The 14,270-nt window shown below is 66.5% G+C and carries 14 protein-coding genes; all 14 read right to left on the bottom strand.

The features are described 5' to 3' along the window. Window positions 1–4: 4 nt before the first annotated feature. A complete protein-coding gene (locus tag EV668_RS07475; protein WP_133769152.1) occupies window positions 5–1,516 on the bottom strand; it encodes an NADH-quinone oxidoreductase subunit M in 1,512 nt (503 codons plus the stop codon). Further along, window positions 1,516–3,576: an NADH-quinone oxidoreductase subunit L gene (gene nuoL, locus EV668_RS07470; RefSeq protein ID WP_133769151.1), complete on the bottom strand. Its 2,061-nt coding sequence runs from the start codon at window positions 3,574–3,576 to the stop codon at window positions 1,516–1,518. The genes EV668_RS07475 and nuoL overlap by 1 nt, the downstream gene beginning before the upstream one ends. Window positions 3,577–3,589: 13 nt before the next feature. Continuing rightward, window positions 3,590–3,898: an NADH-quinone oxidoreductase subunit NuoK gene (nuoK, locus tag EV668_RS07465; RefSeq protein ID WP_133769150.1), complete on the bottom strand. Its 309-nt coding sequence runs from the start codon at window positions 3,896–3,898 to the stop codon at window positions 3,590–3,592. Further along, the gene (locus tag EV668_RS07460; protein WP_133769149.1) at window positions 3,895–4,518 is read right to left on the bottom strand and encodes an NADH-quinone oxidoreductase subunit J; all 624 of its coding nucleotides are present in this window, start codon (window positions 4,516–4,518) and stop codon (window positions 3,895–3,897) included. The genes nuoK and EV668_RS07460 overlap by 4 nt, the downstream gene beginning before the upstream one ends. 103 nt (window positions 4,519–4,621) lie before the next feature. Then, window positions 4,622–5,110 (bottom strand): NADH-quinone oxidoreductase subunit NuoI, encoded by a 489-nt coding sequence (nuoI, locus tag EV668_RS07455; protein WP_133769148.1) that lies wholly within the window; start codon window positions 5,108–5,110, stop codon window positions 4,622–4,624. Further along, a complete protein-coding gene (nuoH, locus tag EV668_RS07450; RefSeq protein ID WP_133769147.1) occupies window positions 5,107–6,171 on the bottom strand; it encodes an NADH-quinone oxidoreductase subunit NuoH in 1,065 nt (354 codons plus the stop codon). The genes nuoI and nuoH overlap by 4 nt, the downstream gene beginning before the upstream one ends. Before the next feature lie 9 nt (window positions 6,172–6,180). Then, complete coding sequence (gene nuoG / locus EV668_RS07445) at window positions 6,181–8,259, bottom strand: NADH-quinone oxidoreductase subunit NuoG (protein WP_133769146.1); 2,079 nt, start codon at window positions 8,257–8,259, stop codon at window positions 6,181–6,183. Between the two features lie 154 nt (window positions 8,260–8,413). After that, window positions 8,414–9,718, bottom strand: coding sequence for an NADH-quinone oxidoreductase subunit NuoF (gene nuoF / locus EV668_RS07440; RefSeq protein WP_133769145.1), 1,305 nt, complete (start codon window positions 9,716–9,718; stop codon window positions 8,414–8,416). Further along, window positions 9,718–10,797 (bottom strand): NADH-quinone oxidoreductase subunit NuoE, encoded by a 1,080-nt coding sequence (gene nuoE, locus EV668_RS07435; protein ID WP_133769144.1) that lies wholly within the window; start codon window positions 10,795–10,797, stop codon window positions 9,718–9,720. Before nuoE ends, nuoF begins: the two co-directional genes overlap by 1 nt. Next, on the bottom strand, window positions 10,797–12,098 hold the full coding sequence (locus EV668_RS07430; protein ID WP_133769143.1) for an NADH-quinone oxidoreductase subunit D: 1,302 nt from the start codon (window positions 12,096–12,098) through the stop codon (window positions 10,797–10,799). The genes nuoE and EV668_RS07430 overlap by 1 nt, the downstream gene beginning before the upstream one ends. Then, the gene (locus EV668_RS07425) at window positions 12,091–12,510 is read right to left on the bottom strand and encodes a GFA family protein (RefSeq protein ID WP_245512915.1); all 420 of its coding nucleotides are present in this window, start codon (window positions 12,508–12,510) and stop codon (window positions 12,091–12,093) included. Before EV668_RS07425 ends, EV668_RS07430 begins: the two co-directional genes overlap by 8 nt. An 11-nt stretch (window positions 12,511–12,521) precedes the next feature. Further along, entirely contained in the window at window positions 12,522–13,121 is a 600-nt protein-coding gene (locus tag EV668_RS07420) for an NADH-quinone oxidoreductase subunit C (RefSeq protein ID WP_133769141.1), read from the bottom strand. Window positions 13,122–13,126: 5 nt separating this feature from the next. After that, window positions 13,127–13,705, bottom strand: coding sequence for a NuoB/complex I 20 kDa subunit family protein (locus EV668_RS07415; RefSeq protein ID WP_133769140.1), 579 nt, complete (start codon window positions 13,703–13,705; stop codon window positions 13,127–13,129). Next, window positions 13,696–14,061 carry an NADH-quinone oxidoreductase subunit A gene (locus tag EV668_RS07410; protein ID WP_133769139.1) on the bottom strand — a complete coding sequence of 122 codons (366 nt, stop codon included), beginning with the start codon at window positions 14,059–14,061 and terminating at the stop codon, window positions 13,696–13,698. Before EV668_RS07410 ends, EV668_RS07415 begins: the two co-directional genes overlap by 10 nt. Window positions 14,062–14,270: the final 209 nt, after the last annotated feature.

The raw sequence follows: 14,270 nt of genomic DNA, 5'->3' as shown, positions 1-14,270 counted from the left end.
TCCGTCAGAAAGCGCCGGCTGCCGCCGTCTTCACGGTCGACATCGTGCTCGCAACGCTCTTCAGCAGCGCCTCGGTCGGCGGCGCGAAGACGTCCAAAATCGCGCCCGGGAGGACGCCGTAATAGATGACGAGAAGCGCCAGCACGCCCAGCATCGCGAATTCCCGCCGGTCGAGATCGGCGATGTCGCGAAGGGCCGGCTTCTCGAGCTTGCCGTAGACGACCCGGGCATAGAGCCAGAGCGCATAGGCGGCCGAGAGGATGACGCCGAAGGCGGCGAAGAACGCGACCCAGGGATTGGACCGGAAGGCGCCCATCATGGTCAGGAACTCGCCGACGAACCCGGCGGTGCCGGGCAGGCCGACATTGGCCATGGTGAAGACCATCAGCAGCACGGCATATTTCGGCATCCGCTTCACGAGGCCGCCATAGGCCGCGATCTCGCGGGTGTGCATCCGGTCGTAGACGACGCCGACGCAGAGGAAGAGCGCGCCCGCGACGAGGCCGTGGCTGACCATCTGGAACATCGCCCCCTGCACGCCCTGCGGCGTCAGGGAGAACAGCCCCATCGTGACGAAGCCCATATGGGCCACGGACGAATAGGCGATGAGCTTCTTGATGTCCTCCTGCACCAGCGCGACGAGCGAGGTGTAGATGATCGCGATCACCGACAGCGCGTAGACGAGCGGCTGGAAGTAGAGCGAGGCATCCGGGAACATCGGCAGCGAGAAGCGGATGAAGCCGTAGCCACCCATCTTCAGGAGGATGCCGGCGAGGATCACCGAGCCCGCCGTCGGCGCCTCGACGTGGGCGTCGGGCAGCCAGGTGTGGACCGGCCACATCGGCATCTTCACCGCGAGCGAGGCGAAGAAGGCGAGCCACAGCCAGGTCTGCATCGAGGCCGGGAAGCGGTGCTGGAGCAGCGCCTGGATGTCGGTCGTGCCGGCATGCCAGTACATCGCCATGATGGCGAGGAGCATCAGCACCGAGCCGACGAGGGTGTAGAGGAAGAACTTGAACGAGGCGTAGATGCGGCGCTTGCCGCCCCAGATGCCGATGATGAGGAACATCGGGATGAGGCCGGCCTCGAAGAAGAGGTAGAACAGGACGAGGTCGCCCGCCGCGAAGACGCCGATCATGGTCGTCTCGAGGATGAGGAAGGCGACGTAATAGGCCTTCACCCGCTTCCCGATCACCTCCCACGACGCCAGGATGCAGAAGGGCATCAGGAAGGTCGTCAGCAGGATGAACGGCATCGAGAAGCCGTCGACGGTCAGCTTGAAGCGGATCGTCTCGGCGAGCCAGCCATGCGTCTCGGTCAGCTGGAAGGCCGCCGTGTTCGGATCGAACTTCGCCCAGGCGTAGAGCGACAGGAGGAAGGTGATGATCGTCGTGATGAGCGCGCCCCAGCGCGCGTTCGACTTCACCTCGGAATCGGTGCCGCTGAGCGTGAGGACGAAGGCCGCGCCGACCAGCGGGAGGGCGAGGAGGCCGGCCAGGATACCGAAGGACGACATCAATGCGCTCCCGCGCCCACGATCAGGTACCACGACACGAGCGCCGCGACCCCGATCAGCATGACGAATGCGTAGTGGTAGACATAGCCGGTCTGCAGCCGGACGACGCCTCGGGTGACGTCGACGACGCGGGCCGAGATCCCGTCCGGGCCCATCCCGTCGATGACCGTTCCGTCACCGCGCTTCCAGAGGAAGTAGCCGAGCCGCTTCGCCGGGCGGACGAACAGGAAGTCGTACAGCTCGTCGAAGTACCATTTGTTGAGCAGGAAGCGGTACGCGATCGGCTGGGAGGCCGCGAGCTCGCCGGGCAGGTAGGGCTTGCGGATATACATCACCCAGGCGAGCGCCCAGCCCAGCACCATCGCCACGAAGGGCGACCAGACGACCCATTTGGGCGCGTGGTGCATCGCCTCGAACACGGCGTACTGGCTCTCGGCGAGGGCGCCCTTCCAGAAGTCCGCCGCGTGATGGCCCACGAAAGAGCCGGCGAAGATCATCCCGGCGAAGATCGCGCCGAAGGCCAGCACCCCGAGCGGGACAAGCATCACCAGCGGGCTCTCGTGCGGCTTGTGGTCGTGCCCGTGCCCGTGATGGTCGTCATGGCCGTGCGCGGCGTGCTCGTCATGCGCATGCGTGTCGGCGTGAGCGGCATGGCCATGCCCGGCGTCGCCATGAGCGGCGTCGCCATGAGCGTCATGGCCGTGCCCCGCGCCCCAGCGGGCCGTCTGTTCGAAGGTCATGAAGGCGAGGCGCCAGGAATAGAACGACGTCATGAACGCCGCGACGAGCGTCGAGACGAAGGCGATGGCATGGCCGGGTCGGTCCGACATGAAGGCCGCCTCGATGATCGCATCCTTCGAGAAGTAGCCGGCGGTGAACGGGAAGCCCGTCAGGGCCAGAGTGCCGACGAGCATCATCGCCCAGGTGAAGGGGATGTACTTCCGCAGCCCGCCCATGTTCCGCATGTCCTGCTCGTGGTGCATCGCGTGGATGACCGAGCCGGCGCCGAGGAACAGGAGCGCCTTGAAGAAGGCGTGGGTGAAGAGGTGGAACACGGCGGCGCCATAGGCGCCGACGCCGAGCGCGACGAACATGTAGCCGAGCTGCGAGCAGGTCGAATAGGCGATGACCCGCTTGATGTCGTTCTGCACGAGGCCGACCGTCGCCGCGAAGAAGGCGGTGATCGCCCCGATGATCGTCACCACCGTCAGCGCGGCCGGAGCGGCGTCGAAGAGCGGCGACAGGCGCGCCACCATGAACACGCCGGCCGTGACCATCGTCGCGGCATGGATCAGCGCCGAGACGGGGGTCGGGCCCTCCATCGCGTCAGGCAGCCAGGTGTGCAGCAGGAACTGGGCCGACTTGCCCATCGCGCCCATGAACAGCAGCAGGCAGGCCAGCGTCAGCGCATGCCACTCGAAGCCGATGAAGTGGAAATGCGCATCCTTCACCTCGCCGATCTTCGCGAAGATCTCGGAATAGGTCGTCGTGCCGAACAGGACGAAGACGAGGAAGATGCCGAGCGCGAAGCCGAAATCGCCGACGCGGTTGACGATGAAGGCCTTCATCGCCGCGGCGTTCGCCGAGGGCTTCTCGTACCAGAAGCCGATCAGCAGATAGCTCGCGAGGCCGACGCCCTCCCAGCCGAAGAACATCTGGACGAGGTTGTCGCTCGTCACCAGCATCAGCATGGCGAAGGTGAACAGCGAGAGATAGGCGAAGAAGCGCGGCCGGTGCGGATCCTCGTGCATGTACCCCATGGAATAGAGGTGCACGAGCGCCGACACCGAGTTCACGACGACGAGCATCACCGCCGTCAGCGTGTCGATCCGGAAGGCCCAGTCGATGACGAGCTCACCCGAGGTGAACCAGTTCGCGACCTGAACGCGCGTCGCGCCGCTGCCGAAGCCGACCGAGATGAAGGCGACCCAGGACAGGAGCGCCGCGACCATCATGAGGCCGGTCGTGATCAGCTCGCTCGGGCGCGCGCCGATGAAGCGGCCGAACAGTCCCGCGATCAGGAACCCGACGAGGGGAAGGAAGACGATGGCGTGATACATGGCAGCCTGTCCCTCAGCCGCGCATCATGTTGATGTCTTCGACCGCGATCGAGCCGCGGTTGCGATAGAACACCACCAGGATGGCGAGGCCGATCGCGGCTTCCGCCGCCGCGACCGTGAGGATGAAGAGCGCGAAGATCTGTCCGACGATGTCGTTCAGATGGGTCGAGAACGCGACGAGGTTGATGTTCACGGCGAGCAGGATCAGCTCGACCGACATCAGGATGACGATCACGTTCTTGCGGTTGATGAAGATGCCGAGGACGCCGAGCGTGAACAGGATCGCGGCGACCGTCAGGAAATGGCCGAGCCCGATGGTCATGACACGCTCTCCGGCAGGCCCTTGCGCGAGGGGACGTCGTGGAGGGTCAGCACCTCCTTCGGGTCCCGCGCGTTCTGGGCCGAGATGTCCTGGCGCTTGACCCCGGCGCGCTCGCGCAGGGTCAGGACGATGGCGCCGATCATGGCGACGAGCAGGATGAGCCCCGCCGCCTGGAAGAAATAGGCGTAGCGCGTGTAGAGCACCCGGCCGATCGCCTCGGTGTTGGTGATGCCCTCGAGCGGCGCATTGCTCGCGAGCGGGACCTGCAGCGCATCGGGCGAGATGCTCCAGGTCGACACGACGAGGACCAGCTCGACGAGAAAGATCAGCCCGATCAGGCCGCCGATCGGCAGGTATTGCAGGAAGCCCTGGCGCAGCTCGGCGAAATCGACGTCGAGCATCATCACGACGAAGAGGAACAGCACCGCGACCGCGCCGACATAGACGACGACGAGCAGCATCGCCAGGAACTCGGCCCCGAGCAGGATGAACAGCCCGGCCGCGTTCACGAAGGCGAGGATCAGGTACAGCACCGAATGGACCGGATTGCGCGCGGCGATCACCATGAAGGCGGACGCCACGGCCACGGTCGAGAACAGGTAGAAGAACAGGGCGGTCATGGCTCAGGCTGCTCCGGTCCGGGCCGCGAGCGGCAGGTGGCGCGGGTCATACGCCCGCGCCCGAGACGGGACAACGACGGTTGCGGCGATCATGCTCATGCCGTCACCGGTAGGGCGCGTCGGCGCGCAGGTTGCGCGCGATCTCGCGCTCCCAGCGGGCGCCGTTATCGAGGAGCTTCTGCTTGTCGTAGAGCAGCTCCTCGCGCGTCTCGGTGGCGAACTCCATGTTCGGCCCCTCGACGATGGCATCGACCGGGCAGGCCTCCTGGCACATGCCGCAATAGATGCACTTCACCATGTCGATGTCGTAGCGCGTGGTGCGCCGCGTGCCGTCGTTGCGGCGGGGGCCCGCCTCGATGGTGATGGCCTGGGCCGGGCAGATCGCCTCGCAGAGCTTGCAGGCGATGCAGCGTTCCTCGCCGTTGGGATAGCGGCGCAGCGCATGCTCGCCGCGGAAGCGGGGCGAGGAGAAGTTCTTCTCGAACGGGTAGTTGATCGTCGCCTTCGGTCGGAAGAAATACTTCATCGACAGGACGAAGGCGGCGACAAACTCCTTCAGGAGAAGCGACGAGGCGGCTTGTCCAATGGTCATTGGATCACTGCTTTCGTGGCGACAGGAGCAGGCGGCGGCTCAGGGCTTTTCGGGGCGAGGTCGGTGACCTTCAGCACGGTGGCGACGAGGATCACCATCACGAGCGAGATGGGCAGGAACACCTTCCAGCCGAGGCGCATGAGCTGGTCGTAGCGGTAGCGCGGCACGAAGGCCTTCACCATCGAGATCATGAAGAAGAACAGCGAGGCCTTGAGCACGAACCAGACCACGCCCGGCACCCAGGTGAAGGGCGCGTACGGCACCGGCGGCAGCCAGCCGCCGAGGAACAGGATCGTCCCCATCGCGCACATCAGCATGATGGCGACGTACTCGCCGAGCATGAAGAGCAGGAACGGCGTCGAGGAGTACTCGACCATGTAGCCGGCGACGAGCTCCGATTCCGCCTCGGGGAGGTCGAAGGGCGGGCGGTTCGTCTCGGCCAGGGCCGAGATGAAGAACACGACGAACATCGGGAACAGCCACAGCCAGTACCAGCCGAAGATGCCGTACTGGTTCTGCGACTCGACGATCTTCGTGAGGTTCAGCGAGCCCGCGCACATCAGCACCGTGACGATCACGAAGCCGATCGAGACCTCGTAGGAGACCATCTGCGCCGTCGAGCGCAGGGCACCGAGGAACGGGTACTTCGAGTTCGACGCCCAGCCGCCCATGATGACGCCGTAGATGCCGAGCGAGGAGATCGCGAAGATGTAGAGCACGCCGACATTGAGGTCGGCGATCGCCCAGCCTTCCGCGAGCGGAATGACCGCCCAGGCCGCGAGCGACAGGGTCGCGAAGATGAACGGAGCGAGCAGGAACACGCCCTTGTTCGCGGAGGCCGGGATGATCGGCTCCTTGAAGAAGAACTTCGTCAGGTCGGCGAAGCTCTGCAGCAGGCCCCAGGGGCCGACCACGTTCGGGCCGCGCCGCATCTGGACGGCGGCCCAGACCTTACGGTCCGCGTAGAGCGCGAAGGCAATGTAGACGAGAAGGCAGACGAGCAGGCCGACGCTCTTCAGCGCGGCGATGCCGACCGTCCAGAGGATATCGGTGAAGGACATGCCGCGCCCTTACTCCGCCGCTTCAAGCGCCGGCGTGACATGCAGGGCCGAGCATTCGGCCATGATGCGCGAGGCGCGAGCGATGGGATTGGTGAGGTAGAAATCGGCGACCGGCGAGACGAAGCCGGCGGAGGAAGCCGAGCCGCCGAGCGCCGCCCAGGCGTCCAGCGTCGCCCGGCCGTCGCCGGCCGCGATCTCGTCGAGGGCCGCGAGATGCGGGTGCGCCGCATGGAGCTCGCGGCGCAAGGCCGGCAGGCTGTCGAAGGGCAGCCTGTGGCCGACGACGTCCGACAGGGCCCGCAGGATCGCCCAGTCCTCCCGCGCCTCTCCGGGCGGGAACACGGCACGATTGGTCTGCTGAACCCGGCCTTCGGTGTTCACATAGGTGCCGGACTTCTCCGTATAGGCCGCGCCCGGCAGGATCACGTCGGCGCGGTGGGCGCCGTCGTCGCCATGCGTGCCCTGGTAGATCACGAAGGCACCGGGCGAGATCGCGATCTCGTCGGCCCCGAGGTTGAACAGGACGTCGAGCGCGCCGGCTTCGACCATGGCGGGCGCCGCGAGGCCGCCCTCCCCCGGCACGAAGCCGATATCGAGCCCGCCGACGCGCGATGCCGCGTTCTGCAGGACGGCGAGGCCGTTCCATCCCTCCGTCACGGCGCCGACGGCGGCCGCGAGGCTTGCGACGGCGGCGAGAACGGCGGCGCCGTCCGGCCGCGCGGCGATGCCGGCACCGACGAGGATGAGCGGCCGCTCGGCCGACTTGAGCAGGTCGAGGAACTCACCGCCCTTGGCGAGTTGAGCGAGGCTCTCCGGCCCCGCGCCGAGATAGGCGTAGTCGTAGGTCAGATCGACCCGCTCGCCGACGACGCCGACCGGCAGCGGCCCGATCCGCCAGCGCTTGCGCAGCCGGGCATTGACGATCGCCGCCTCGCGCCGCGGGTTGGCGCCGACGATCAGGACGGCATCCGCCTCCTCGATCCCGGCGATGGTCGGATTGAACAGGTAGGAGGCCCGGCCGTGCGCCGGCGAGAGGACCGATCCGTCCTGCCGGCAATCGATGTTGGGCGAGCCGAGCGCCGTCATCAGCGACCTCAGCGCCCACATCTCCTCGACGGCGGCGAGATCGCCTGCGATCGCGCCGACGCGCTTCGGATCGGCACCCTTCAGCTTCGCGGCGATGGCGGCGAAGGCCTCGGCCCAGGTCGCGGGACGAAGACGGCCGTTCTCGCGCAGGAACGGGCGGTCGAGGCGCTGAAGCTTCAGCCCGTCGACATGCTGGCGGGTCTTGTCGGAGATCCACTCCTCGTTGATGTCTTCGTGCACGCGCGGCAGCACGCGCATCACTTCGCGGCCGCGGGCATCGACGCGGATGTTCGAGCCGACCGCATCCATCACGTCGATCGAGGGGGTCTTGATCAGTTCCCACGGCCGGCCGTTGAAGGCCTGCGGCTTGTGGGTCAGCGCGCCGACCGGGCAGAGATCGGCGACGTTCGCCTGAAGCTCCGAGCCCATCGCGCGTTCGAGATAGGTCGTGATCTCCATGTCCTCGCCGCGCCCCGTGGCGCCGAGATCGGGCACGCCGGCCACCTCGGCGACGAAGCGGATGCACCGCGTGCAATGGATGCAGCGGTTCATGGAGGTCTTCACGAGCGGGCCGATATACTTGTCCGGCACCGCGCGCTTGTTCTCATGGAAACGCGAGGAATCGACCCCGTAGGCCATCGCCTGGTCCTGGAGGTCGCATTCGCCGCCCTGGTCGCAGATCGGGCAATCGAGCGGGTGGTTGATGAGGAGGAACTCCATCACCCCCTCGCGCGCCTTCTTCACCATCGGCGACTTGGTCACGACGGTCGGCGGCTCGCCGTTCGGGCCCGGCCGGCAATCGCGGACGCCCCATGCGCACGAAGCGACGGGCTTCGGCGCACCCTTCAGTTCGACGAGACACATCCGGCAATTGCCGGCGATCGACAGCCGCTCATGGAAGCAGAAGCGCGGGATCTCCGCCCCCGCGGCCTCGCAGGCCTGGAGCAGCGTGTAGTCCGCGGGGACGTCGACCTCGACGTCGTCGACGATGATCTTGGTCATCAGATCACTCTCAAGAGCGCCGCGCCACCGCGCTCCTCATGCTGAGGTGCGAGCCGCAGGCGAGCCTCGAAGCACGCACGAATTGTCGAGGGTCCTTCGAGGCCGGACTTCGTCCGGCACCTCAGGATGAGGAGCGCGGTGGAACCCATCGTCTTCACTCCGCCGCCATGAGCACGGGCTCGGAATGAGGGTTCCCTGCATATTGGTCGATGCGCTTCTCGATCTCGCCGCGGAAGTGGCGGATGAGGCCCTGGATCGGCCAGGCGGCCGCGTCGCCCAGCGCGCAGATCGTGTGTCCCTCGACCTGCTTCGTCACCTCGAGCAGCATGCCGATCTCGCGCTTCTGCGCGCGGCCCTCGGCCATGCGGGAGAGCACGCGCCACATCCAGCCCGTGCCTTCGCGGCAGGGCGTGCACTGGCCGCAGCTCTCGTGCTTGTAGAAGTACGAGATGCGCGCGATCGCCCGCACGATGTCGGTCGACTTGTCGAGCACGATGACGGCCGCCGTGCCGAGGCCCGACTGGAGCCCGCGCAGCGTGTCGAAATCCATCTGCGCGTCGATGATCTGCTCGGCCGGCACCAGCGGCACCGAGGAGCCCCCCGGGATCGAGCAGAGGAGGTTGTCCCAGCCGCCGCGCATGCCGCCGCAATGGCGATCGATGAGCTCGCGGAAGGTGATCCCCATCTCCTCCTCGACGTTGCACGGCTTGTTGACGTGCCCGGAGACGCAGAAGAGCTTGGTGCCGGCATTGTTCTTGGTGCCGAGCCCGGCGAACCACCCGGCCCCGCGCCGCAGGATCGTTCCCGAGACGGCGATCGACTCGACGTTGTTCACAGTCGTCGGGCAGCCATAGAGGCCCATATTGGCCGGGAACGGCGGCTTCAGCCGCGGCATGCCCTTCTTGCCTTCGAGGCTCTCCAGCAGCGCCGTCTCCTCGCCGCAGATATAGGCGCCGGCGCCGTGGTGGACGTAGATGTCGAAGGGATAGCCGTGGACGTTGTCCTTGCCGACGAGCTTGGCCTCATAGGCCTCGTCGACCGCCTTCTGCAGCGCGATCCGCTCGGCGATGTATTCGCCGCGCAGATAGACGTAGCAGGCATGCGCCCGCATCGCGAAGGACGCGATCATGCAGCCTTCGATGAACAGATGCGGATCGTGCCGCATGATCTCCCGGTCCTTGCAGGTGCCGGGCTCGGATTCGTCGCCGTTCACGACGAGGTAGTGCGGGCGGTCCTTCACCTCCTTGGGCATGAAGGACCATTTGAGACCGGTCGGGAAGCCGGCGCCGCCGCGCCCGCGCAGACCCGAGGCCTTCATCTCGTTGATGATCCAGTCGATGCCCTGGTCGAGGAGGAACTTCGTCCCGTCCCAGGCGCCGCGCTTGCGCGCAGCCTCGAGACCCGGCGAATGCAGGCCGTAGACGTTGGTGAAGATGCGGTCGCGATCGGCGAGGGCCATCACTCGGTCTCCTTCGATCGGCCGCGCGGAGCCTTGGACGCCTCAGGCTCGTCGGCGGCGGCGGCAGGCTTGCCCTCGCTCGGCCGCGACGGCGTCGGTTCCTCGGACTTTTCGCTCTGCGGCGCAGGAACGGGTTCGCCGGTCGTCTCGCTGCCCTCCTTGGAGGACGCATCCGAGGCGTCGGCCTGTTTTGCGGCAGCGACGGGCTCCTCGCCGCTCTTGGCGCGCTGGGCCGGAGCGTCGGCGGCGGCGCTGTGCTCGGGGCGTCCGGCATCGGGCCGGCCGGGCTTCGGATCGTTCGGGCCGGTCGCGGTCGCGGCCTGCTTCTCCGTCTGCGGCGTCGGCGCGGCGGCAGGCGCCGGCTCGGGCGCCTTGGGCGGCACCACCTCGCCGGCGGCCTTGGCCTCGTCCGGCGTCTTCACGTCCTGCTGCTCGAAGCGCTTGCGCCACGAGCCGACGAGCGAGCCGTCGAAGAGGGCGGGATCCTGAAGCGTCTTGACTGCGTCGTGCGGCTCGGAGGCGTGACGGCCGTTCTGCGGACCCGGCTTCACCTCGCGGCCCGCGGCCAGATCGTCGAGCAGCTTGATCAGGAGGTCCGGCGTCAGGTCCTCGTAATAATCGTCGTTGATCTGCAGCATCGGCGCGTTGCAGCAGGCGCCGAGGCACTCGACCTCGAGCCAGGAGAAGTTGCCGTCGGCGGTCACGTGCTGCTGGTCGCCGATCCTCTCCAGAAGGACCTGCTTGAGATCGAGCGAACCCTTCACGTGGCAGGGAACGGTGCCGCAGAGCTGGATGAACCAGCGCCCGACAGGCTCCAGATTGAACATCGTGTAGAAGGTCGCGACCTCCAGCACGCGGATGACGGGCATGCCGAGCCGGGCGGCGACCGCCTCGATCGCACGCTGCGGCAGCCAGCCGTCATGCTGCTTCTGGGCCTGCCAGAGCATCGGGATGACGGCCGAGGCCTGCCGGCCGTCGGGATATTTGGCGATCTGCTTCTCGATCCAGCGCTCGTTCTCCTCCGTGAAGGAGAAGGAGGCGGGCTGATCCTCGGCAGGGGCGAGACGACGGACGGACATCAGCGATCAACCTCGCCGAACACGATATCGAGGGAGCCGAGGATGGCGGAGACGTCCGCCAGCATGTGACCTCGGCACATGAAATCCATGGCCTGGAGATGCGCGAATCCCGGCGCGCGGATCTTGCAGCGATAGGGTTTGTTGGTCCCGTCCGCGACGAGATAGACGCCGAACTCGCCCTTCGGCGCCTCGACGGCCGCGTAGACCTCGCCGGCCGGCACGTGGAACCCTTCCGTGTAAAGCTTGAAGTGGTGGATGAGCGCCTCCATCGAGCGCTTCATCTGCCCCCGCTTCGGCGCCACGACCTTGCCGTCGATGGACGCGACGGGCCCCTGCCCTGCCGGCTCGCGCATCTTGGCGAGGCACTGCTTCATGATCCGCACCGATTGGCGCATCTCTTCCATGCGGATGACCTGGCGGTCGTAATTGTCGCAATTCTTGCCGACGGGGATGTCGAATTCGAGCTCCTCGTAGCATTCGTAGGGCTGCGCGCGGCGCAGGTCCCAGGCGGCGCCGGAGCCGCGGACCATCACGCCCGAGAAGCCCCACTTCCAGCAATCCTCGAGCGTCACGACGCCGATATCGACGTTGCGCTGCTTGAAGATGCGGTTGCCGATGAACAGCGTGTCGAGGTCGTCGATCACCTTCGGGAAGGTGTCGCACCACTGGTCGATGTCGTCGATCAGCGCCTCGGGCAGGTCGCTATGGACGCCGCCCGGGCGGAAGTAGTTGGCGTGCATGCGCGAGCCCGAGGCGCGCTCGTAGAACACCATCAGCTTCTCGCGCTCCTCGAAGCCCCAGAGCGGGGGCGTGAGCGCGCCGACGTCCATGGCCTGGGTCGTCAGGTTCAGGAGGTGCGACAGGATGCGGCCGATCTCGGAATAGATCACCCGGATGAGCTGGCCGCGGCGCGGGACCTCGAGCCCGACCAGCTTCTCGACGGCCAGGCAGAAGGCATGCTCCTGGTTCATCGGCGCGACATAGTCGAGCCGGTCGAAATAGGGCGTCGCCTGCAGGTAGGTCTTGTGCTCGATCAGCTTCTCGGTGCCCCGGTGGAGGAGGCCGATATGGGGGTCGACGCGCTCGACGATCTCGCCGTCGAGTTCGAGGACGAGGCGCAGCACGCCGTGCGCCGCCGGATGCTGCGGGCCGAAATTGATCGAGAAGTTGCGGATGTCATGCTCGCGCCCGGCGGAGGGCACGAGCGACTCGGTCGAGGAGAAATCGTTCGACGCGCCCGGCTCGGGGCGCTTGTCGAGCAGTTCCTCGCGTTCGGCGGCGAGCCCGTGATGCTCAGCCATTGGCGGTGCTCCCTGCGAAGGCGGCCATGACCTCGGCTCCGGTCATCTTCACCGTCGCGTTTGCGAATTCGTAGGTCGCCGGCTTCTCGTCGACGAAGATTTCGATCTCGAGCGGCAGGCGCGACGCGTCGTCGAAGGCCTGGGCGGAGACGGCGATCATCGAGCCGTCCTTCATGCGCCAGAACAGCGTCGAACCGCAGGTGCCGCAGAACTGCCGCTCGGCATGTTCCGAGGAGGCGAAGGTTTGCAGCGCGCTCTCGTCTTCGACCGCGAGATCGGGGCAATTCACGCTGAGGAACGGTCCCGCCGACCAGCGCCGGCAGATGCTGCAATGGCACGCGTCCATGTGCAGTTTCGTCGGCGTGCCGGTGAAGCGGACGGCGCCGCAGACGCAGCCACCGGACATGGGCATGGACCGGCCCATCACGCCTTCGCCTTCTCGTCGCCGGGCAGGACGTAGTCGGTCCCCTCCCATGGCGAGAGGAAATCGAAGTTGCGGAACTCCTGCGTCAGGTTCACCTTCTCGTAGACGACGCGCTTCTGCTCGTCGTCGTAGCGGACCTCGACGAAGCCCGTGAGCGGGAAGTCCTTGCGGAGCGGATGCCCGTCGAAGCCGTAATCGGTGAGGATGCGGCGCAGGTCCGGGTGATCCGAGAACAGGATGCCGTAGAGGTCGTACGCCTCGCGCTCGAACCATTCGGCGGACGGGAAGACGGACACGGCGGAGGGAACGGGCGTGTCCTCGTCCGTCTCGACCTTCACCCGGATCCGGGTGACGTGGCGCGGCGAGAGCAGGTGATACACGACGTCGAATCGCTTCGGCCGTGCCGGGTAATCGACACCGCAGATATCGATGAAGTTGATGAACCGGCAGGCCGGATCGTCGCGGAGCCAGGTCAGGACATCCACGATCTTGGAGGCCTCGGCGACGATCGTCAGCTCGCCGAACGCGATGGCGCGGGAGACCACCGCCTCGCCGAGATTCGCGGCGATGTGGTCGGAGAGAGCTTGCAGGTCGTTCATGCCGCTCACCGCTCGATCGTGCCGGTGCGACGGATCTTCCGCTGCAGCAGGAGCACGCCGTAGAGGAGCGCTTCCGCCGTCGGAGGGCAGCCGGGCACGTAGATGTCGACAGGCACGACCCGGTCGCAGCCGCGCACGACCGCGTAGCTGTAATGGTAGTACCCGCCGCCGTTCGCACAGCTTCCCATGGAGATGACGTAGCGCGGCTCGGGCATCTGGTCGTAGACCTTGCGCAAAGCCGGGGCCATCTTGTTGGTCAGCGTGCCCGCGACGATCATCACGTCCGACTGGCGCGGCGTCGCGCGCGGCGCGAAGCCGAAGCGCTCCGCGTCGTAGCGCGGCATCGACATCTGCATCATCTCGACCGCGCAGCAGGCGAGACCGAAGGTCATCCACATCAGCGAGCCGGTGCGGGCCCAGGTGATGAGATCCTCCGCAGAGGTGACGATGAAGCCCTTGTCGGCGAGTTCCGAATTGAGCTCGCGGAAATAGGGGTCGTTGGCGCCGATCGGCCGCCCGGTCGCGGGATCGAGGATGCCGCGCGGCGCGGGGGCGATCGCCGTGTGAGAGGCGCTCAGTCCCATTCCAGGGCTCCCTTCTTCCACTCGTAGACGAAGCCGACCGTCAGGATCCCGAGGAAGCACATCATCGACCAGTAACCGTACCAGCCGAGATCGCCGAACGTGATCGCCCAGGGGAACAGGAAGGCGACTTCGAGGTCGAAGATGATGAACAGGATGGCGACGAGATAGAATCGAACGTCGAACTTCATCCGGGCATCGTCGAACGCGTTGAAGCCGCACTCATAGGCCGAAAGCTTCTCGGGATCCGGCTTCTTGAACGCGATCAGGTACGGCGCGACGAGGAGCGCTCCCGCGATCACCATCGATACGCCGATGAAGATCGCGAGGGGCAGATAGGCTGCGACGAGGTCGGTCATCCTGCACCCAATAGCGACGTCCCAGCCCTCGGATAAGGACAGGGCGTAGCCCACTGAACTTTGTCCCCGACGGACCGGTGCGAGCCCGGCCATCGGTTCGCGGTGGGCTTATCGCAGCGATTCTAAGGTGACAAGCGCCCGCTGCGGCGCACAACAGCTCAGCAGGTCCAACGTGAGCGCAGGGGTTAAGGGATTCGACGGCGCGCGAC

Source organism: Enterovirga rhinocerotis (assembly GCF_004363955.1).
Taxonomy (GTDB): domain Bacteria; phylum Pseudomonadota; class Alphaproteobacteria; order Rhizobiales; family Beijerinckiaceae; genus Enterovirga; species Enterovirga rhinocerotis.
The sequence above is the reverse complement of the archived record's forward strand: the minus strand, read 5'-3'. Positions and strand labels throughout refer to the sequence as shown.

Coding starts and splice junctions, on each gene's coding strand:
- EV668_RS07475 (WP_133769152.1), bottom strand. CDS start 1,516: ATGTCGTCCTTCGGTATCCTGGCCGGCCTCCTCGCCCTCCCGCTGGTC.
- nuoL (WP_133769151.1), bottom strand. CDS start 3,576: ATGTATCACGCCATCGTCTTCCTTCCCCTCGTCGGGTTCCTGATCGCG.
- nuoK (WP_133769150.1), bottom strand. CDS start 3,898: ATGACCATCGGGCTCGGCCATTTCCTGACGGTCGCCGCGATCCTGTTC.
- EV668_RS07460 (WP_133769149.1), bottom strand. CDS start 4,518: ATGACCGCCCTGTTCTTCTACCTGTTCTCGACCGTGGCCGTGGCGTCC.
- nuoI (WP_133769148.1), bottom strand. CDS start 5,110: ATGACCATTGGACAAGCCGCCTCGTCGCTTCTCCTGAAGGAGTTTGTC.
- nuoH (WP_133769147.1), bottom strand. CDS start 6,171: ATGTCCTTCACCGATATCCTCTGGACGGTCGGCATCGCCGCGCTGAAG.
- nuoG (WP_133769146.1), bottom strand. CDS start 8,259: ATGACCAAGATCATCGTCGACGACGTCGAGGTCGACGTCCCCGCGGAC.
- nuoF (WP_133769145.1), bottom strand. CDS start 9,718: ATGGCCCTCGCCGATCGCGACCGCATCTTCACCAACGTCTACGGCCTG.
- nuoE (WP_133769144.1), bottom strand. CDS start 10,797: ATGTCCGTCCGTCGTCTCGCCCCTGCCGAGGATCAGCCCGCCTCCTTC.
- EV668_RS07430 (WP_133769143.1), bottom strand. CDS start 12,098: ATGGCTGAGCATCACGGGCTCGCCGCCGAACGCGAGGAACTGCTCGAC.
- EV668_RS07425 (WP_245512915.1), bottom strand. CDS start 12,510: ATGCCCATGTCCGGTGGCTGCGTCTGCGGCGCCGTCCGCTTCACCGGC.
- EV668_RS07420 (WP_133769141.1), bottom strand. CDS start 13,121: ATGAACGACCTGCAAGCTCTCTCCGACCACATCGCCGCGAATCTCGGC.
- EV668_RS07415 (WP_133769140.1), bottom strand. CDS start 13,705: ATGGGACTGAGCGCCTCTCACACGGCGATCGCCCCCGCGCCGCGCGGC.
- EV668_RS07410 (WP_133769139.1), bottom strand. CDS start 14,061: ATGACCGACCTCGTCGCAGCCTATCTGCCCCTCGCGATCTTCATCGGC.